Genomic DNA, 18,339 nt, shown 5'->3' with positions numbered 1-18,339 from the left:
AACCAGCCGGTCACGGCACGGCCGCATCCGCTTCCACCGGCAACCCCTCCGCCTTCCACCTCAGCATCCCCCCGGCGAGGTTGGCCACCTTGCCGAATCCGGCTTTGGTCAGCAGCACGCTCGCCTGAGCCGACCGCACTCCCGAGCGGCACACCGTCACGACCGGCCGCTCGCGATCCAGCTCGTCGAGCCGGCTCGTCAACTGCGAGAGCGGCACGAGCTTCGCGCCCCGCAGATGCCCCAGCCGGTCGATGAACTCGGGCGCCTCGCGCACATCCACTATCTGCAGCGCGTTTTCCTGCTCCAGCAACGCCATCGGTTCGATCTCCCATACGCCGCTGAAACGTAGCGTCAGCGGCGCCCAGTCCGGGACGTCGTCGGCCTGCGCGCCGGCTTCGGGCTGCCCGCAGCGCAGGTTCGCAGGCACCGCCACGGCCATCCGCTTCGGATGCGGCAGGTCGAGATGGCTCATGTGGCCCACGAAGTCGCCCATATCGACATCGCCGCCGAGGCGCGGATTGAACCGCCGCTCCTCGGCGATGCTCGTCACGGTGATGCCCCGATAATCATGCGCAGGGTAGAGCAGGCAGTCGTCCGGCAGCGTCAGAATCTGCTCGTGAACCGATGCGAACAGCTGGCGCGGGCTGCCGTGCTGGAAATCGGTGCGGCCGCAGCCGCGAATCAGCAGGCTGTCGCCGGTGAAGGCCATGCGCCGATGGTCGAGCACGTAAGTCAGGCAGCCGTTGGTGTGGCCCGGCGTCGCGCGGACCGTCAGATGCCGGCCGCCGAAGCCGATGCGATCGCCATGTTTCAAAGGCCGGTCCACGCCCTCCGCGCCCGCCGCTTCCGCAAGCGCGATGGCACTGCCGCATCGCCGGCGCAGCCGCCACGCGCCCGTCACGTGATCGGCATGCACATGCGTGTCGAGCGTCGCGCACAGACGCAGGCCGAGTTCGTCCAGAAGCGCGAGATCGCGCGGAGCCTGCTCGTAGACAGGGTCGATCAAGAGCGCCTCGCCGGCATCGCCGAGAAGATAGGTGTAGGTCGAAGAAGCGGCATCGAAAAGCTGGCGGAAGATCATCGCGGAAATCCGAAGTTGCGGTCTCCCTCCATTCAAGCCGCTCAGGCGCCAATGCTCAAGTGCGGCGTGCGGCCGCCGTCACCCGAGCCGGGACCCGCTCTCGAAAAGCCAGTCCTATGAATGTTTTCGAATGCCAAGGCTGCTGCTTGGCAACATACTTGCCTGCTCGTAGGGCCGCGTCTTCTCGTGGTTTCGGGCGTTTTGCGCGCCGGCGGCCGAAACCCCTGTCCCTTGATTCCCCCTTACGAGCGATGATCGAAGATCGGCGCTTCCAACGATAACGGCCGATGCTCGCCAATACCTATAACCCGCTGCTGGTCGTTTGTTCGCTGCTTGTCGCCATGCTGGCCGCCTATACCGCGCTCGACATGGCCGGCCGGATCGCGCTCGCGCAAGGGCGGGCCGCGCGCTGGTGGATGATCGGCGGCGCGTGCGCGATGGGCCTCGGCATCTGGTCGATGCACTTCATCGGCATGCTCGCGTTCAACTTGCCGATCGCGCTCGGCTATGACCCGGCGATCACGCTGCTGTCGCTGCTGATCGCCGTCGCGGCGTCGATGTTCGCGCTCTGGCTCGTCGGCCAGAAAACGCTTCCGGTCTCGCGGCTGATCGTCGGCGCATTGCTGATGGGGCCGGCCATCGCAGGAATGCACTACACCGGCATGGCGGCCATGCGGATGCGGCCCGGCATCGAATACGAACCGGCGCTCGTCGTGTTGTCCGTCACCATCGCCATCGTCGCTTCGGGCGCGGCGCTGTGGATCGCGTTCCGCTTGCGGCAGGCGTCGGGCAGGCTCTTTCTTCGCGGGATTGCATCGCTCGTGATGGGCGTGGCGATCGTCGGCATGCATTACACCGGCATGGCGGCCGCGCATTTTCCGCTCGGCAGCGTCTGCGATGCCGCCCAGGACGGCGCCGATCCCGCGTGGCTCGCGCTCGTGGTGATTCTCGTGACGCTGGCGGTGATCGCCATCGCGCTCATCATCTCCGTGCTCGATCTGCGCATGGAAGCGCGCACGGCGGTGCTCGCGGCATCGCTCGCGGAGGCCAACAAGGAACTCGCGTTCCTCGCGCTTCACGACAGTCTCACCGGCCTGCCGAACCGCGTGCTGCTCGATGACCGGCTCGAACAACTGGTCCGCGGCGCGCGGCACGCCAAAGGCCGTTTCACGCTGATGTTCATGGACCTCGACAGCTTCAAGGCGGTCAACGACGCGCTCGGGCATCGTGTCGGCGACAAGCTGCTCGTCGACGTGTCGCGGCGGCTTCGCGATGCGCTGCAATCGCACGATACGATCGCGCGCGTCGGCGGCGACGAGTTCGTGCTTCTTTCGGATGTGGAGGATGCGACTGGCGCGGCGGCCGTCGCGCAGGCGCTGACGCAGGCCATCGAAGCGCCGTTTCAGGTGGAAGGCCACGATGTCCGCATCTCGCTCAGCATCGGCATCGCCATCTATCCGGACAACGGCGCGGACCCGGAAGCGCTGCTCAGCAACGCCGATGCAGCGATGTACCACGCCAAGGCGCTCGGCAGCGGCAGTTGCTGCTTCTTCGAACCGTCGATGCAGGCCGACGTCTACGAGCAGATGCAGCTCGCGCATGAGTTGCGTTCGGCGCTTGCGGCCGGGGAAATGGTCCTCCATTACCAGCCGAAGTTCGGGGCGCTGAGCGGCGCGGCGGTCGGGGCGGAAGCGCTGCTGCGCTGGAATCATCCGGTGCGGGGGGTGTTGTCGCCCGACCGGTTCATCGCGCTCGCGGAGAAGACCGGGGCGATCGTGCCGATCGGCATGTGGGTGCTCGACGAAAGCTGCCGCCAGTTGAAGCTGTGGCATCGCGCGGGGCACGCCGACTGGAGCATCGCGGTGAACCTGTCGCCGCTGCAGTTCATCGACGACGGTCTCGTGCAGGCCGTGCAGGATGTGCTGCGCCGCCACGATCTGCCCGCGCATTGCCTGATTCTCGAAGTGACGGAATCCACCGCGATGCGTGACGTCGACGTGAGCCTCGCGGTGCTCGAACAGCTGCGGCATACCGGCGTGCAGATCGCCATCGACGATTTCGGCACCGGCTATTCGAGTCTGCTTTACCTCAAGCGGCTGCCGGCGACGGAACTGAAGATCGATCGCGGTTTCGTGCGGCAACTGTCGCACGGCACCGAGGACGCGGCGATCGTATCGGCGGTGGTGGCGCTCGGGCGGACACTGAATCTGCGAATCGTCGCGGAAGGCGTGGAGACGCGGCAGCAGCGCAAGCATCTGACCGAAGTCGGCTGCGACATTCTTCAAGGCTACTTGCTGGGCAAGCCGATGCCCGCCGATGCGTTCATCGAGGCGGTGATGCCCGCTTACGCGTCGCTTGCCCGATAGCGGACGCGCTTGTCCTTGTTTTGACCAACGGCGTCCGTCTGCAAGGCGATGTAACGGAACGGAGCTTGCTCGAACACGGGTTCGCAGCGAGCCTCCTTCCATCCATCACCGATCCTCCTCATGCCGACGACTCCCCCTCTCGACGACGAGCGCGTTCCGCTCGACTCCCAACCCCCGCGCCGCCGCTTCCTGCAGCGAACCGGAACCGGCATGGCGGCCGCGCTGATCGCGGGCGGTGTCGGCACGGCGCGGGTCGCGAACGCCGCGCAAGGCACGCCCGGCGATGCGAACGCTGTCGACCTTCCGCCCATCGCGGATACGCAGACCGAGCAGCAGGAAAAGACGCCCGATCCGCGCGCGCGCCCGGATGAACGCGTGGGCTTCGCCGTCGTCGGGCTCGGGCGGCTATCGCTGAATCAGATCCTGCCGGCGCTCGCATCGTCGAAATATGCGAAGTTGTCCGCGCTCGTCAGCGGCGACGCCGACAAGGCGCGCAAGCTCGCGCGGCAATACGGGCTCGCCGACAACGCGGTCTACGGCTACGACAGCTTCGAGCGCCTCGCCGACAATCGCGACGTGCAGGTCGTCTACATCGTGCTGCCGAACAGCATGCACCGCGAATACACGGAGCGCGCCGCGAAAATCGGCAAACACGTGCTGTGCGAAAAGCCGATGGCGACGAGCGTCGCCGACTGCCAGCGCATGATCGACGCGTGCCGCAACGCGAACCGGCTGCTGATGATCGCGTACCGCAGTCAGTATGAGCCGATGGATCGTCTCGTCGCGAAGTGGATCAAGGACAAGCAGCTCGGGCCGGTGACGGAGTTCGTCGCCGGCAATTCGCAGAACGCGGGCGATCCCGGCCAGTGGCGGCTGAAGCGCGCGCTCGCGGGGGGCGGGCCGCTGCCGGACGTCGGCATCTACTGCATCAACGCCGCGCGATTCCTGCTCGACGAGGAGCCCACGGAAGTGATCGGCACCGTCGTGCAGCCGGCGTCCGATCCGCGCTTTCGGGAAGTCGAGCAAAGCGTGCACTTCATCCTGCGCTTTCCGAGCGGCGCGACCGCGACGTGCGCGTCGAGCTATGCGACCCACGAAGCGCGATTCTTCCGCGTACAGGGCGCGAAGGCGTGGGCCGAGATGAATCCCGCGTTCGCGTACAACGGGCTGCGATTGCGCAAGGGCATGCTGGTCGAAGAGAAAAACGCCGCGACGGAGATCACGATCGATCCGGTCGATCAGTTCGCGCGCGAGATCGATCACATGGCGTTGTGCGTGGTGCGCAACCGGACGCCGCATACGCCCGGCGAGGAAGGGCTGCAGGATCAGCGGATCATCGAGGCAATTTACGAATCGGCGCGCACCGGCCGCGTCGTGAGGCTCGCGCCGCCGCCAGGGCCGACGCGAGGCCCGATGCCCGACGAGGAGAAGTTCTAGCGCGACGCCTCAGCGCGCGGCTTGCCAAACGGCCGCGCGCGCGCCGCCCGTCACCAGACATTGCGACCGGAACGCCTCGCCCTGGCTGTTCGCGGCGGCGTGACTGAAGCCTTGGTCGAGCGCATCCAGCCGGACTTGCTCGGCGCCCCGCACGCACGCCGAGGCGTCGAGGTCGCGCGCCTGAGCGTGCAGCATGGCGCGATCCGCCACGAGGTAAGCGACGATCGCGAAGACGACGGCGTTGAATAGTTTCTTCATTCTTGTCTCCTTCCCGCTAGGCTAAGCGGCCATCGGGCCGGCGCAAATCAGGGCAAGCCCCGAGCGAAACGAACGATCGGTGGCCGCCTTTATCGATCCGCGCGCGTTTGTCAATGCCGCCACACGCAATGAACTTGATCCCCGCCAATTCCCCGAAAAGTTTTTCTTTGAGTTATTCTCGTTAACCCTAGCAAAAACGTAGCTTTCAATCGGTTGCGTTCCGGGCTTCGGATCACCCGCGCAACTGTTCCGCCCGTCAGCTCATCGTCAACCTCGCCGTCCCGGCGCGTCCCCAAGCGGCGTGCGGGAGGCGTTTTGCGCTTCGAACCGTTCAAATCTATGCATCTGCCGTCAGTACTCAGTTTTCTCATCTGGATTCCAGTGGTGTCGGGCATCTTCGTGTTCACGTTCGGTCCGTCGGCCACGCTGTCGCGCGCGGTCGCGTTGTTCGGGGCGGTGCTCGGGCTGCTGCCGGTCGTGCCGCTGCTCGCGCGCTTCGATGCGTCCTCGAGCGCCATTCAGCTCGCCGAGCGCGTCGACTGGCTGCCGCAGTTCGGTATCGCCTACCACCTGGGCGTCGACGGCATTTCGCTGTGGTTCTCCGTGCTGACCGCGGTGACGACGCTGATCGTCTTCGTCGCGTCATGGCGCAGCGTCACGAAACAGGTCGCCCAGTATTACGGGGCATTTCTCGTGCTGTCGGGCTGCATGCAGGGCGTATTTCTCGCGCTCGACGGCATGCTGTTCTTCGTCTTTTTCGAAGCGACGCTGATTCCGCTGTATCTGCTGATCGGAACCTGGGGCTCAGAGCGTCGCGTGTATGCGGCGATGCGCTTTTTCTTCATTTCCCTCTTCGGCTCGCTCGCGATGCTGGCCGCGCTCGTGTATCTCTGGAGCCAGTCGCACACGTTCGATATCGACGCATGGCGTCATTTGAAGATCGGCTTCGCGCCGCAACTGGCCGTCTTCGTGTGCTTCATGGCCGCCTTCTCGGTCAAGGTGCCGATGTGGCCGGTCCATACGTGGCTGCCCGACGTGAACGCCGAAGGTCCGACCGGCGCGGCCGTGCTGCTCGGCATGCTGAAGATCGGCGGCTACGGCATGCTGCGCTACGTGCTGCCGATCGTTCCCGATGCATCGCACTTCTTCGCGCCCGCGATGATCGCGCTCGCGCTCGTCGCCGTCATCTACGGCAGCCTCGTCGCGCTCGCGCAGACGGACATGCGCAAGCTGCTCGCGTATTCGGCAGTCGCGCACATGGGGCTCGTCACCCTCGGCCTCTTCACGTTCGATCCGCTGGGCACCGAGGGCGCGGTCGTGCAGATGCTGTCGTACGGCGTGGTTTCCGGTGCGATGCTGCTGTGTACCGGCGTGCTCGTCGACCGCACGCGCAGCGGTTCGATCGACGCTTACGGCGGCGTCGTCAACACGATGCCGAAGTTCGCCACCTACGCGATGCTCTTTTCCATGGCGAACGTCGGCTTGCCGGGCACGTCCGGTTTCGTCGGCGAATTCCTTGTGCTGATGGGCGCGATCCGCTTCAACTTCTGGGTCGGTGCGATTGCCGCGTTGTCGCTCATTTTGAGCGCGGCCTATACCTTGTGGATGGTCAAGCGCGTGTTGTTCGGCGCCGTCAGGAACGAGCGCGTCGCGATGCTCAAGGACATCGGCAAGCGCGAGTTCGCCGTGCTCGGCGCGATGGCGGTGCTCGTGCTGGCGATCGGCGTCCATCCGAAGACTTTCACCGATGCCATCGGGCCTTCGGTCGAGGCTGTCGTATCGGCCGCGCAGGCATCGTCGCTGCCGGCCGACGACAACGCGCCTTCTTACGACGCGCATGGCGTCGAAGGTGTGAAGCGTCTGCCGGGCTAAAAACGACAGGCACTTGCTGCAAGACGGCCTCGGCGCGAGAGTTGCACGCCGGGGCCGTTTCTCTTTGCGACGGCTCATCGCGGCGCCGCCTCGCAAGACAATTCTTTAGCGACAAGCCGGCTAAGGACAATCCCTTAGTCGGCCGCTTAAGGACATTCCCTAAGTTCACCGCTTTGCGCGTGAAGCATCGACCGCAACGGTCGGTGGCGCCGGGTATCTGTCATCGCCCGCCAAGCCCCGCTGCACAACGTCTCCAGCCATTCGGCCCTGACGTGGTGCGTCTGCACGCCTCCATTCCCTCTAAAGCAGCATTACCAAAAGTAGGGCATATGGCCTAGGAAATGTTAGTGGGCGTTTGTAATTGACTTGATACGCTTTGACCCGTGCATGAACGAACCGATGACAAGCACTGACGAATCAGACGCTTTGATTTGCAGGCGATAACAAACACTGTGTGCGATTCGCATGCGCCACATTGAACGATTACAGCCGTTTGGTAACAGGGCATAGAGCCGGATAGCAGGACCTGAGCGATGCGCTCGACGCGGGCCGCGCCGGACAGTGTGCTGCCGGATTCGTTGACTATCAGTCGGAACAAAAGATGACACCCAACTTGACCCTTGCGCCGGAGCACCTGGCACACGTTAGTGTTCCTGAGCATTCGGCCGCCGCTTCGAGCCGTGAAGCCGGCGTTGCAGCCGGAGCGGAGATTCTGCAAGTCAGGAACCTCTCCAAGATCTTTGGCCAGAAGCCCGAGCGCGCGCTCGACATGATGCGGCAGGGCCGCGGACGCAACGAAATCTTCGAACTCACCGGCAACATGGTCGCCGTGGACGATGTGAGTCTCAGCGTACGCGCCGGCGAAATCTTCGTCATCATGGGACTGTCCGGATCGGGCAAGTCGACGCTGGTTCGCCTCCTGAACCGGCTGATCGAGCCGACATCGGGCAGCGTGATTCTGGAAGGCCGCGATATCGCACCGATGTCCACCATCGAATTGCGCGAAGTGCGGCGTCAGAAGATGTCGATGGTGTTTCAGTCCTTCGCGCTGCTTCCGAACCGTTCGGTGCTCGACAACATCGCTTACGGGCTGGAAGTGTCGGGTCAGAAAAAAGCCGAACGTTACGAGACCGCGCGCGCGGCGCTTCAGCGCGTCGGACTCGGTTCATACGAAAAGCTGTTGCCGAGTGAACTCTCGGGCGGGATGCAGCAACGCGTGGGCCTCGCGCGGGCGCTCGCTGTCAATCCGTCCGTGCTTCTCATGGATGAGGCGTTCTCGGCGCTCGACCCGCTCATCCGCTTCGAAATGCAGAACGAGTTGCTCCGTTTGCAGAAAGAAGAGCAGCGCACGATCGTTTTCATCTCGCACGATATCGAAGAGGCGATCAAGATCGGCGGCCGGATCGGCATCATGAAAGACGGCCGCCTGATTCAGGTCGGCACGCCTGCCGAACTGATCCAGACGCCCGCCGACGATTATGTGCGGGACTTCTTCCGCAACGTGGACGTCTCGCGCTTTCTGACTGCGTCGAGCCTGATGGAAAAGCCGGAGAAGGGCGTGTTCGCTTGCGACATGGGCGCTTCGGCGGAACGCTATCTCACCGACATGATCGACTCGAACGTCGATTGCGGATACGTCTGCGACCAGGCCGGCCGATTCGTCGGCTGCGTGACGCTGGACCGGCTGCACAAGGCAGGCAACCGCACTGTGCGCGATGCGTTGCATCCCGACTTGCATGCGGTGCAATCGGAAGCCGACCTGCACGAACTCGCTGAAGTGGCGCTCGGCCGCGAGTACGACGTTCCCGTCGTGGACGGGGACGGCAAGCTCGCCGGCGTCGTCTCGTGTCGGACCATCCTCAGGCAAGTGTTGGAGCGGAGAGCAGCATGAACTCGTCATCATCGATTTTCGGTAAGTTCGCGGAAGACCTCGTCAACTTTCTCTTTCAGCATTTTCGCGGCGGTTTCGACGCCTTTTCTTCGGTCCTCGGCGCATTCGTGAAGCTGCTCGAAGATGGACTGGCCGCTGTGCCGTTCGTCGCCATGCTCGTGCTTCTCATGGCGCTCGCGCTCTGGCGTCGCGGCGTGTTCTTCGCGGCGTTCGTCGGCGTCGCGCTGTACGTCATCAATTACATGGGGCTGTGGGCGCAGACCGTATCGACACTTGCGCTCGTTGTGGCCGCTACGTTTTTCAGTCTCGTCATCGGCGTGCCGTTGGGCATCTGGGGCGCGCGCAACCGGCGAGTCGAAGTGGTCCTGCGTTCGCTGCTCGACTTCATGCAGACGATGCCCGCATTCGTCTACCTTATCCCCGCCGTCATTCTGTTCGGCCTCGGCCGTGTGCCTGCGGTGATCGCCACCATCGTCTTCGCGATGCCGCCCGTCGTGCGACTGACGACGCTCGGCATCAAGCAGGTGCGCGAAGAACTGCTCGAAGCGGGGCGCGCGTTCGGCAGCACGGATGCGCAGTTGCTGTGGAAGATTCAGCTTCCGAACGCGTTGCCGTCGATCATGGCCGGCGTGAATCAGACGATCATGATGGCGCTGTCGATGGTCGTCGTCGCCTCGATGATCGGCGCGGGCGGGCTCGGCGAGTACGTGTTGAGCGGCATTCAGCGCCTCGATATCGGTATCGGCTTCGAAGGCGGGCTGGGTGTCGTGCTGCTGGCCATCGTGCTCGACCGCCTGACCGAGAGCTTCGGCGTCAAGTCGAAGAAGAAGCCGCGCAAGTCGGCGAAGTCCCTGAAGCAAGGCGCGAGCGGTGCCGCGCAGACCTGAGCGATGACGCACCGGTAACACCTTACGATCAACCCACGCGATCTAACGACTGTACGAACTATAAAGGAGTGCAAAATGGCGGGCGGCTTCCTCAAAGGATTCCTGGCAAGAACTGCATTGGCTGTGACGTTCGGTGTGACGGCGGTATCGGCGGGCGCTGCGGAGCCCGTCAAGATCGCCGTGACGAACTGGGCGGACGTGCTCGCGGTGGCGAACGTCGCGAAGTACGTGCTCGAGACGAAGCTGCAACAGCCGGTCAAGCTGGTGCAGGCCGACATCGGCATTCAGTATCAGGGCGTCGCGCGCGGCGATCTCGACATCATGGTCGGCGGATGGCTGCCGGTGACGCATGCGAACTACTACTCGCGCTACAAGAACGACATGTCGGACACCGGGATCATTTATTCGGGCGGCAAGAACGGCTGGGCGGTGCCGGACTATATCCCCGAAAGCGAGCTCGGTTCCATCGCCGACCTGAACAAGCCCGAGGTCAAGAGCAAGCTCAATGGAACCATCCAGGGCATCGAGCCGGGCGGCGGACTGATGCAGGCGTCGGAGAAGGCGATCAAGGAATACAACCTGTCCGGCTACAAGCTGCAGTCGTCGAGTGAAGCCGGCATGCTCGCCTCCATCTCGCGTGCATACCAGTCGAAGAACTGGGTGGTCACGACGGTCTGGAGCCCGCACTGGCTGTGGCAGAAATGGAAGATGCGCTATCTGAAGGACCCGAAGGGCGCGCTCGGCGGCGAAGAGCAGGTGCACGGCTTCGCATCGAAGCAGTTCGCGACGAAGTTTCCCCGCGCCGATGTCTTCTTTCGCCACTTCAAGCTGACGCTGGCGGACGTGGAGTCCATCGAATTCGAAGGCAACACGACCAACGACTGGCCCGGCGCCGCGAAGAAGTTCGTCGAGGCGCACCCGGAAAAAGTAAAAGCGTGGCTCGAGCAGTGAGAGCCGCAGGCGCTTTCTTCGACCGATGCATCCACGAAGAAAGCGCTGCCATGTCTTGTCAGGAAGGTGTCGGAGTCGCATACATGAATCAAACAGCACGCTTTTTCGCGGAGACGCTTCAGGACCGCGATCCGGTCATTGCCTCGGAAATTACGCTCGAGACGCGCCGCCAGCAGACGCAGATCGAGTTGATTGCGTCGGAGAATATCGTCTCGGCAGCGGTCATGCAGGCTCAAGGGACGGTGTTGACCAATAAGTATGCCGAAGGATATCCGTCGCGTCGGTATTACGGCGGATGCGATCACGTGGATCGCATCGAATCGCTTGCCATCGATCGCGTCAAGGCGCTTTTCGACGCCGAATTCGCGAACGTGCAACCGCATTCCGGCGCGCAGGCCAACGGCGCGGTGATGCTCGCGCTGCTCGAGCCCGGCGACACGGTGATGGGCATGGCGCTCGATGCGGGCGGTCACCTCACGCACGGCGCACGTCCCGCGTTGTCGGGGAAATGGTTCAACGCGGTGCAATACGGTGTGAGTCCCGATAGCTATCGCATCGACTTCGAACAAGTCCGGCGCCTGGCCGAGGAGCATCGCCCGAAGATGATCATCGCGGGTTACTCGGCTTATCCGAGGGCGCTCGATTTCGCGAAGTTCCGCGAGATCGCCGATAGCGTCGGCGCATTGCTGATGGTCGACATGGTGCATATTGCGGGCATCGTCGCGGCGGGGCGTCACGAGAATCCGATCCGCTTTGCGGACGTGGTGACGTCGACGACGCACAAGACGTTGCGAGGCCCGCGCGGCGGCTTCGTGCTGACGAACAACGGCGACATCGCCAAGAAAATCAATTCGGCGGTATTTCCCGGCTTGCAAGGCGGGCCGTTGATGCACGTCATCGCGGGCAAAGCGGTGGCATTCGGCGAGGCGTTACGGCCCGAGTTCAGGACGTACATCGATCAGGTGTTGAACAACGCAGTCGCACTCGGCGACGCTTTGAGCGCAGGCGGCGTGCGTCTCGTCACGGGCGGAACGGACAACCATCTGCTGCTCGTCGATCTTCGCACGAAAGGTCTCACCGGCACCCAAGCCGAGAAAGCGCTGGAACGCGCGGGCATCACCTGCAACAAGAACGGCATTCCATTCGATACCGAGAACCCGACGGTGACATCCGGCATTCGTCTCGGTACGCCAGCCGGCACGACGCGCGGATTCGGACCGAGAGAGTTCGAGCTGGTCGGCGAGATGATTCTCGAAGTGCTGAATGCGCTCGAAAGCGATCCGCAGGGCAACGACGCCGTCGAACGTTCAGTGCGCAGCCGCGTACGCGATCTTTGCAGCCAGTTCCCGATTTACTCGCCGGCCGACGCGCTCGTCTGAGTCGAGTGCCGCATCGCCCTTAACCGAAAGTTCATAACCGAATCGAGAGAGAACACGATGGTCAGCTTCGAAGGAGTTCATGCACCGCTCGTCACGCCATTCACTGCGGACGGCGAAATCGATCATGCGCTGCTCGCAAGGCACGCGAAAGGACTCGTGGGCCGGCTAAGCGGCCTGGGTGTCGGTGGCACGACGGGCGAGTATTACGCGCTGACGCTGGACGAACGCGTGAAGACGTATCACACGGTCGTCGATGCAGTAGGCGGCAAGACGGTGCTCTCAGCAGGCATCAATGCGACGACGACAAAGGACGTGATCCACCTTGGTCTTGCTGCGAAACAGGCGGGCATGTCGGCGCTGCTGATGGCCACGCCTTACTACGCACAGCCGACGCAGGAAGAGCTTCTGTCGCACTTCCTGAAGGTCGATGACGCCGTCGATCTTCCGGTCATGCTCTATAACTTCCCCGCGCGAACAGGCACGGAAATCAGCGACGCGGTCCTGGAAAAGCTGCTCGAACGCCCGAATTTTCAGGCAATGAAAGAAAGCACGGGCGACATCGGGCATTTGCACCATCTCGCAACTCACTTCAAGGATCGACTCGTCCTCAGTTGCGGCATGGACGATCAGGCGCTCGAATTCTTCGCGTGGGGCGCCAAGAGCTGGGTGGGCGCTGCGGCGAATTTCATTCCCGAATCGCACGTCGAGTTGCTTGAAGCATGCACGCAAGGCGACTTCGTCAAAGGGCGCCAATTGATGGGCGCATTGCTGCCGGTGCTCGAACTGCTCGAGCGCAGCGGCAAATTCATTCAGTACGTGCGATACGGCTGCGAACTGGCTGGCCTGCCCGTCGGGAATGCGCGCGCGCCGCTCGGCACGCTGACGGACGAAGAGCGCAAGGCATTCGCATCCGTCGTTCAACCCTTGCTGCGCAACGCACAGTAACTCGTGAATCGTATGAGCTCCAAACTGGACTTCGGGCGCGTACCAACCCCCGACGGCGTGAATGGCTGGTGGGAGAGTCTTCCGCCCCCCGCCCAAGCGGCGAAAGTCGCCTCAAACCTTCAGTTCGATTGGGTCGTGATCGGAGGAGGCATTACGGGACTCTGCGCGGCCCGGCGTCTTGCGGAGCTTAGTCCCGATTCATCGATTGCACTGGTCGAGGCTGACCGGATAGGACGCGGAACAGCGGGGCGCAACTCGGGCTTTTTCGTGGACCTTCCGCACGATATCAGCAGCGAAAGCTATTCGCGCAGCGTCGAAGCCGATAAGGCCGACATACGCTTGCAGCGTCATGGTATCGACTATGTGCGGTCCGCCGTCATCGAACACAAGATCGATTGCGACTGGCGCGATGACGGCAAGTATCACGCCGCCGTCAACAAGCACGGCAAGGCGGCGCTCGAGCACTTTGCGAAGGGACTGGAAACCATCGGTGAAAACTTCGAACGGCTCGATGAAGCAGCGATCCAGTCAGTGACTGGCAGCGGCTTCTATAAGGCCGCGATTCTTACGCCGGGATGCAGCACGGTGCAGCCTGCCGCGCTGATGCGTGGACTCGCCGCTGCACTGCCCGACAACGTCAGGATATTCGAGCTAAGTGCAGTCAAAGGCATCGATTCCGGCGCGGGCGTGAAGACGCTTACGTTCGCTGAAGGAAAAATCGTCGCAAGGCAAGTGATTCTCTGCACGAACTCTTACGCTGCGACGTTCGGAAAGGACGCCAATGGCTTGCTGCCGGTGTACACCTTTGCATCCATGACGCGTGTGATGAATCGCGAGGAAGTCGCGCGGCTCGGCGGCCTGCCGTCGTGGGCGCTGATTCCGGCAGACCCTGTCGGGTCGACGGTGCGCAGGCTGATCACCGATCGTATCTGTGTGCGCAATCACTTCGCTTTCCGGCCGGGCGTAACTATTTCGGATGCCGATATAAGTAAAGCGAAGGCAATGCACCAGCGATCCTTCGACCGGCGGTTCCCGATGTTGAAGGACGTCGAATTCGAGTACACGTGGGGCGGCGCATTATGTTTGTCGGCCAATAGCGGATCGCTTTTCGGAAAGCGCGACGACGGTGTTTTCCAGTCGATCGGCTGCAACGGGCTCGGACTCAGTCGCGGCTCGTCGGCCGGAAAGCTGATCGCGGAATATGCGCTAGGCCAGTCGAACGAACTCGTGCAGCAAGTCCTGAAGCATCCGAGGCCGCGTCCGCTACCGGGCCGGCCGATTTCAGACATCGCTGTATCGACAGCCATTTGGTTCAAGGAACTTTCGGCAGGCGCCGAACTTTGATTTCGCGAGGTCAGACATGAGCACATACGAAGAATGGAAACAGATGGCGGCGAACGCATCGCTCGATGGCCTTGCGTTCATCGGCGGCAAGCGTTGCGCGGCGGCATCGGAAGCGACGTTCGAAACGTTGAATCCCGCGACGGGCAAAGTACTGACGAAGATTGCCCGATGCGAGCAGGCCGACGTGGACCGCGCGGTGATCGCGGCGCGCGAGGCTTTTGAAAGCGGGGTCTGGTCCAGGGCCGCGCCGTCGCATCGAAAGGCAGTCTTGTTGCGGCTCGCGCAACTCATCGACGATAACGCCGAGGAGCTCGCGCTGCTCGAGGCGCTCGAAGCGGGGAAGCCCGTTAGCGAGTGCATGGGCCTCGACATTCCCGAATCGGCAGCGTGCATCCGTTGGCATGCCGAAGTAACGGACAAGCGCTATGACGCACTGTCGCCCTCGGGCGCGGGTGTCGTGAGCATGATCACGCGCGAGCCCATCGGCGTCGTGGCGGGCGTGTTGCCGTGGAATTTTCCGGCGCTCATGCTTGCGTGGAAAATCGGCCCGGCGCTATCGGTCGGCAATAGCGTGATCATCAAGCCTGCAGAACAGACATCGCTTTCCACGCTGAGAATTGCGGATCTCGCTGCTGAAGCGGGGCTGCCGGCAGGGGTGTTCAGTGTGGTCACGGGCTTCGGCGAAGGCGCAGGCCAGGCGCTGGGCCTTCATCCGGATGTCGATCTCGTCGCCTTCACGGGTTCGACAGAGACGGGCAAGCGATTTCTTCGCTATTCGGCTGATTCGAATCTGAAGCGCGTCGTGCTCGAATGCGGCGGCAAGAATCCGCAGGTCGTCTTGCCCGATGTCGCCAATCTCGACCCCGTCGCGGAAAACGCGGTTGCCGCTGCATTCTGGAACATGGGCGAGAACTGCAGCGCGGGCTCGCGGATCATCGTTGCATCCAGCAAGAAAGCCGAATTGCTGGAGAAAGTGCTTGCAGTTCTTGACGGCTGGAAGACCGGTGATCCGCTCGACCCCGATGTCAAACTCGGTGCGCTCATTGAATCCGGCCACTACGACAAGGTGCTTTCTCACATCGAGAAGGCAAAGAAGGAAGGCGCAAACCTCGTGTGCGGCGGGAGGGCGGTTCAGAGCGAATCGGGCGGCTGGTTCGTCGAGCCGACGATCTTCGACAAAGTCACGCCAGAGATGAGCATCGCACGCGAAGAAGTGTTCGGGCCGGTGCTTTGCATCATCGAATACGACGATGTCGAAGACGCGGTGCGCATCGCCAACGACACATGCTATGGCCTCGCCGCGTCGCTCTGGACGGACAACGTCAATCACGCGCACAAAATCGCTGCGCGGATTCGAGCGGGCACGGTCACGGTGAATTGCTTCGGCGAGGGGGATTTGTCGACGCCGTTCGGCGGATTCAAGCAATCCGGATTCGGCGGGCGGGACAAGTCGGTTTATGCACACGACCAATACTGCGAACTCAAGACCACCTGGATCAAGCTTGAAGACTAGCCGAAAGGATGAACAAGAAGATGCGAATCGGATTCATTGGATCAGGCGGGATCACGCGCGCGGTCGTCACGGGTCTTTGTCATGGCGACGCGAAGCATGACATATGGCTCTCGCCTCGCAACGCAGAAGTGTCCGCGCAACTCGCGCAGCTCGACGATCACGTGCGTGTGTGCGAATCGAATCAGCAGGTGGTGGATGCAAGCGATGTCGTGTGCATCGCGGTCGTCCCGGATATTGCCGAAGAGGTGTTGCAGACGCTTACGTTTCGTCCCGGTCAGCTCGTCATCAGTTTCGTGGCGGGCCTGACGGTCGACCGTTTGCAGCGTCGCATGGGCGTCGAGGCAGAGATCGTTCGCGCGATTCCCTTGCCCGCAACGGCGCATCGAAGCGGCAGCACGGTCATCTACCCTCGCAACGCCGAAGCCAAAGCAATATTCGATGCGATCGGCGCGACAGTCGAAGTGACGGAGGAAGCGCAGTACGACCTGTTCTCCGTGGCGACGGCCACGATGTCGACCTACTACGGCTTCGTCGAGGCACAGGCACAGTGGCTTGCGCAGAAAGGCGTTCCTTACGAGGGCGCGCGAACGTTTCTCGCGGGCTATTACTCGGGATTGGCGAAGCTGGCTCAAGTTAGTCACGACTCGTTCGACGAATTGGCGAAGCAATGCACGACCGAGGGAGGCATCAACGAACTGATGCAACGGAAGCTGGAATCCGAGGGCTTCTTCGAGCAGGTCCGGACCGCAATGGACGCCGTTCAGAAGCGACTCATGAACGGTAGATAAGCGGGCGCTTTCGCATTGCTTTATCGGCGCGCGCTTCAGAGCGCGCGCCAGGGAGCGAACTCCCCATAAAAAGAGCTGCGCGGTAAGATAATGAAGGCGCCGACCTGTCGGCACAATCATCGAGCGCTATCGCTCGCCGCGCGACAAGAGGTTTCAGACCATGCAGAAGAAGCAAATCTTCACTGACCGGTTGCTCGCGCAAATGCCATCGCTGCGCGCCCTGAAATGCTTCGTGACCGCAGCGCGTTATGAGAACTTCACGCAGGCGGCCGAGGTGTTGTGCGTCACTCAGGCGGCCATCAGCAGACAAATCAAGGAACTCGAAGACTCGCTCGAAGTCGCGCTGTTCGATCGTTCGGGGAAACATATCGCGCTGACGGAGGCGGGGCGTCTCCTCTACAACGCGTCGTACCTGTCGATCATGAACATTGCGGAGACGGTAGAGACGGTGCGCCGCGCCGGCCGGTCCGCGCTGACCATCTGCGTGTCGCATACGTTTTCGGCATTGTGGCTCACGCCACGATTGCAAGCCTTCAGAAAACAGTTCCCGGATGTGAAGCTGCATGTGATCGTCACCGATCACTTCATGGAATTCGACAGGCTCATCGATCCCGACATCATCATCACGAAGAACCCGCCGCGCGAAGCGGAGTACGAAGTCGAACGCCTGTTTCATGACGTCGTGTACCCGGTCTGTAGCAAGCGCTTTTTCGACGAAGAGTATCGCGGCAGGAAATTGTCCGCGCTGGACTTGCTCGTTCATCCGACGCTTAACTTATCGCCTCTCGGGCGCACGCAAGTGTGCGAACACGTCGACTGGCGTGTATGGCGCAACTGGTTTCAACAAGGCGAATCCGGCGAGCGGCTGATGGAGACGGATCATCTGGAAAGCAATGACTATCGCTTGCTCGTCTCGCAAGCCGAGGAAGGCGAGGGCACTTTGCTTGGATGGCATCACCTCGTGCATCGGCAAGTGCAACAGGGCGTGCTGGTGCGTCCGGTGGAAGAAAGTCTCGTGTTCCGCGATCGTTACCACTATCTCATCACGCACAAGAATGCAGTCGAGCGCCCTGAATACAAGCTATTCCGCACCTGGCTCGTCGGCGAGGTCAAGGACATGATGGCGAGCTGGCGTGAAGACGCGGAAGAACGCGCGATCTCTTGATAAGCCCTTTCTCTTGTAATGCAAACGACGCCTATGACCGTTAAAGACATCGCCTTGGATGAAGCGCCGCCTGGCCGGCGGGTTCACACCGTCGCGGAAGACGCATGGACTCCCATGCTTATCGAGGGAAAGCGGCATCCCGGCTTTTCGATAATTCCCATAGTCGACGATGAAAGCGGCGCATGGACGAGCTACTGGATGCGGCTCGACGCGGGGGCGAGGTCATTGTTCCATACGCATACGTCGACAGAACTGCTGATCGTCATGGACGGTGTCTACACCGATCAGGACGCTACGGACTTCACTGCGGGCCAGGTGGTGACTTTTCCCGCAGGCACGTCGCACTGGTCGTATTCGCGCGAAGGGTGCACGGTGCTCGTCGTGACGAATAGTGAATCGGCGCTATAAGCCGAATGGTTTCCGTAAGGACGGCCGCTTCTGGTGCTTTTTGTCGGATGAATG

15 protein-coding genes are annotated in these 18,339 nt (G+C 62.3%); 13 read left to right on the top strand and 2 right to left on the bottom strand.

The features are described from left to right. Positions 1-10: 10 nt before the first annotated feature. Positions 11-1,081: an MBL fold metallo-hydrolase gene (locus tag P9220_RS22875; protein ID WP_309767930.1), complete on the bottom strand. Its 1,071-nt coding sequence runs from the start codon at positions 1,079-1,081 to the stop codon at positions 11-13. 287 nt (positions 1,082-1,368) lie between these two features. Here P9220_RS22875 and P9220_RS22870 point away from each other — a divergent pair, with 287 nt between their 5' ends. Next, a complete protein-coding gene (locus tag P9220_RS22870) occupies positions 1,369-3,447 on the top strand; it encodes an EAL domain-containing protein (RefSeq protein ID WP_309767928.1) in 2,079 nt (692 codons plus the stop codon). Between the two features lie 120 nt (positions 3,448-3,567). Continuing rightward, positions 3,568-4,884 (top strand): Gfo/Idh/MocA family oxidoreductase, encoded by a 1,317-nt coding sequence (locus tag P9220_RS22865; protein ID WP_309767926.1) that lies wholly within the window; start codon positions 3,568-3,570, stop codon positions 4,882-4,884. A gap of 9 nt (positions 4,885-4,893) precedes the next feature. Here P9220_RS22865 and P9220_RS22860 read toward each other — a convergent pair whose 3' ends face one another. Then, entirely contained in the window at positions 4,894-5,142 is a 249-nt protein-coding gene (locus P9220_RS22860) for an adhesin (RefSeq protein ID WP_309767924.1), read from the bottom strand. A 339-nt stretch (positions 5,143-5,481) separates the two neighbouring features. Between P9220_RS22860 and P9220_RS22855 the strand changes: the two genes are divergently transcribed. The 11 genes from P9220_RS22855 to P9220_RS22805 all read left to right on the top strand — a co-directional run bounded on the left by P9220_RS22855 (position 5,482) and on the right by P9220_RS22805 (position 18,285). Further along, the gene (locus P9220_RS22855; RefSeq protein WP_309767922.1) at positions 5,482-7,014 is read left to right on the top strand and encodes an NADH-quinone oxidoreductase subunit M; all 1,533 of its coding nucleotides are present in this window, start codon (positions 5,482-5,484) and stop codon (positions 7,012-7,014) included. A gap of 601 nt (positions 7,015-7,615) precedes the next feature. After that, positions 7,616-8,905, top strand: a complete 1,290-nt coding sequence (locus P9220_RS22850; protein WP_309767921.1) for a glycine betaine/L-proline ABC transporter ATP-binding protein — start codon at positions 7,616-7,618, stop codon at positions 8,903-8,905. Continuing rightward, positions 8,902-9,792, top strand: coding sequence for a proline/glycine betaine ABC transporter permease (locus P9220_RS22845; RefSeq protein ID WP_309767920.1), 891 nt, complete (start codon positions 8,902-8,904; stop codon positions 9,790-9,792). The genes P9220_RS22850 and P9220_RS22845 overlap by 4 nt, the downstream gene beginning before the upstream one ends. Before the next feature lie 75 nt (positions 9,793-9,867). Beyond that, complete coding sequence (locus P9220_RS22840) at positions 9,868-10,743, top strand: glycine betaine ABC transporter substrate-binding protein (protein ID WP_309767919.1); 876 nt, start codon at positions 9,868-9,870, stop codon at positions 10,741-10,743. A gap of 83 nt (positions 10,744-10,826) precedes the next feature. Further along, on the top strand, positions 10,827-12,122 hold the full coding sequence (gene glyA / locus P9220_RS22835; RefSeq protein WP_309767918.1) for a serine hydroxymethyltransferase: 1,296 nt from the start codon (positions 10,827-10,829) through the stop codon (positions 12,120-12,122). Positions 12,123-12,179: 57 nt separating this feature from the next. Next, positions 12,180-13,067 carry a dihydrodipicolinate synthase family protein gene (locus P9220_RS22830; protein ID WP_309767917.1) on the top strand — a complete coding sequence of 296 codons (888 nt, stop codon included), beginning with the start codon at positions 12,180-12,182 and terminating at the stop codon, positions 13,065-13,067. A gap of 12 nt (positions 13,068-13,079) precedes the next feature. After that, entirely contained in the window at positions 13,080-14,411 is a 1,332-nt protein-coding gene (locus P9220_RS22825; RefSeq protein WP_309767916.1) for an FAD-binding oxidoreductase, read from the top strand. Positions 14,412-14,427: 16 nt separating this feature from the next. After that, positions 14,428-15,924, top strand: a complete 1,497-nt coding sequence (locus P9220_RS22820; protein WP_309767915.1) for an aldehyde dehydrogenase — start codon at positions 14,428-14,430, stop codon at positions 15,922-15,924. Positions 15,925-15,944: 20 nt separating this feature from the next. Next, on the top strand, positions 15,945-16,712 hold the full coding sequence (locus P9220_RS22815; RefSeq protein ID WP_309767913.1) for a pyrroline-5-carboxylate reductase: 768 nt from the start codon (positions 15,945-15,947) through the stop codon (positions 16,710-16,712). 160 nt (positions 16,713-16,872) lie between these two features. Next, the gene (locus P9220_RS22810) at positions 16,873-17,877 is read left to right on the top strand and encodes a LysR substrate-binding domain-containing protein (RefSeq protein WP_309767911.1); all 1,005 of its coding nucleotides are present in this window, start codon (positions 16,873-16,875) and stop codon (positions 17,875-17,877) included. 114 nt (positions 17,878-17,991) lie between these two features. Beyond that, the gene (locus P9220_RS22805; protein WP_309767909.1) at positions 17,992-18,285 is read left to right on the top strand and encodes a cupin domain-containing protein; all 294 of its coding nucleotides are present in this window, start codon (positions 17,992-17,994) and stop codon (positions 18,283-18,285) included. Positions 18,286-18,339 lie beyond the last annotated feature (54 nt).

This window comes from Caballeronia sp. LZ016, from assembly GCF_031450805.1.
GTDB lineage: Bacteria > Pseudomonadota > Gammaproteobacteria > Burkholderiales > Burkholderiaceae > Caballeronia.
The sequence above is the reverse complement of the archived record's forward strand: the minus strand, read 5'-3'. Positions and strand labels throughout refer to the sequence as shown.

Bases quoted from the DNA above. Each gene is read 5' to 3' on its own strand.
- P9220_RS22875 (WP_309767930.1), bottom strand. From the start codon at position 1,081: ATGATCTTCCGCCAGCTTTTCGATGCCGCTTCTTCGACCTACACCTAT.
- P9220_RS22870 (WP_309767928.1), top strand. From the start codon at position 1,369: ATGCTCGCCAATACCTATAACCCGCTGCTGGTCGTTTGTTCGCTGCTT.
- P9220_RS22865 (WP_309767926.1), top strand. From the start codon at position 3,568: ATGCCGACGACTCCCCCTCTCGACGACGAGCGCGTTCCGCTCGACTCC.
- P9220_RS22860 (WP_309767924.1), bottom strand. From the start codon at position 5,142: ATGAAGAAACTATTCAACGCCGTCGTCTTCGCGATCGTCGCTTACCTC.
- P9220_RS22855 (WP_309767922.1), top strand. From the start codon at position 5,482: ATGCATCTGCCGTCAGTACTCAGTTTTCTCATCTGGATTCCAGTGGTG.
- P9220_RS22850 (WP_309767921.1), top strand. From the start codon at position 7,616: ATGACACCCAACTTGACCCTTGCGCCGGAGCACCTGGCACACGTTAGT.
- P9220_RS22845 (WP_309767920.1), top strand. From the start codon at position 8,902: ATGAACTCGTCATCATCGATTTTCGGTAAGTTCGCGGAAGACCTCGTC.
- P9220_RS22840 (WP_309767919.1), top strand. From the start codon at position 9,868: ATGGCGGGCGGCTTCCTCAAAGGATTCCTGGCAAGAACTGCATTGGCT.
- glyA (WP_309767918.1), top strand. From the start codon at position 10,827: ATGAATCAAACAGCACGCTTTTTCGCGGAGACGCTTCAGGACCGCGAT.
- P9220_RS22830 (WP_309767917.1), top strand. From the start codon at position 12,180: ATGGTCAGCTTCGAAGGAGTTCATGCACCGCTCGTCACGCCATTCACT.
- P9220_RS22825 (WP_309767916.1), top strand. From the start codon at position 13,080: ATGAGCTCCAAACTGGACTTCGGGCGCGTACCAACCCCCGACGGCGTG.
- P9220_RS22820 (WP_309767915.1), top strand. From the start codon at position 14,428: ATGAGCACATACGAAGAATGGAAACAGATGGCGGCGAACGCATCGCTC.
- P9220_RS22815 (WP_309767913.1), top strand. From the start codon at position 15,945: ATGCGAATCGGATTCATTGGATCAGGCGGGATCACGCGCGCGGTCGTC.
- P9220_RS22810 (WP_309767911.1), top strand. From the start codon at position 16,873: ATGCAGAAGAAGCAAATCTTCACTGACCGGTTGCTCGCGCAAATGCCA.
- P9220_RS22805 (WP_309767909.1), top strand. From the start codon at position 17,992: ATGCTTATCGAGGGAAAGCGGCATCCCGGCTTTTCGATAATTCCCATA.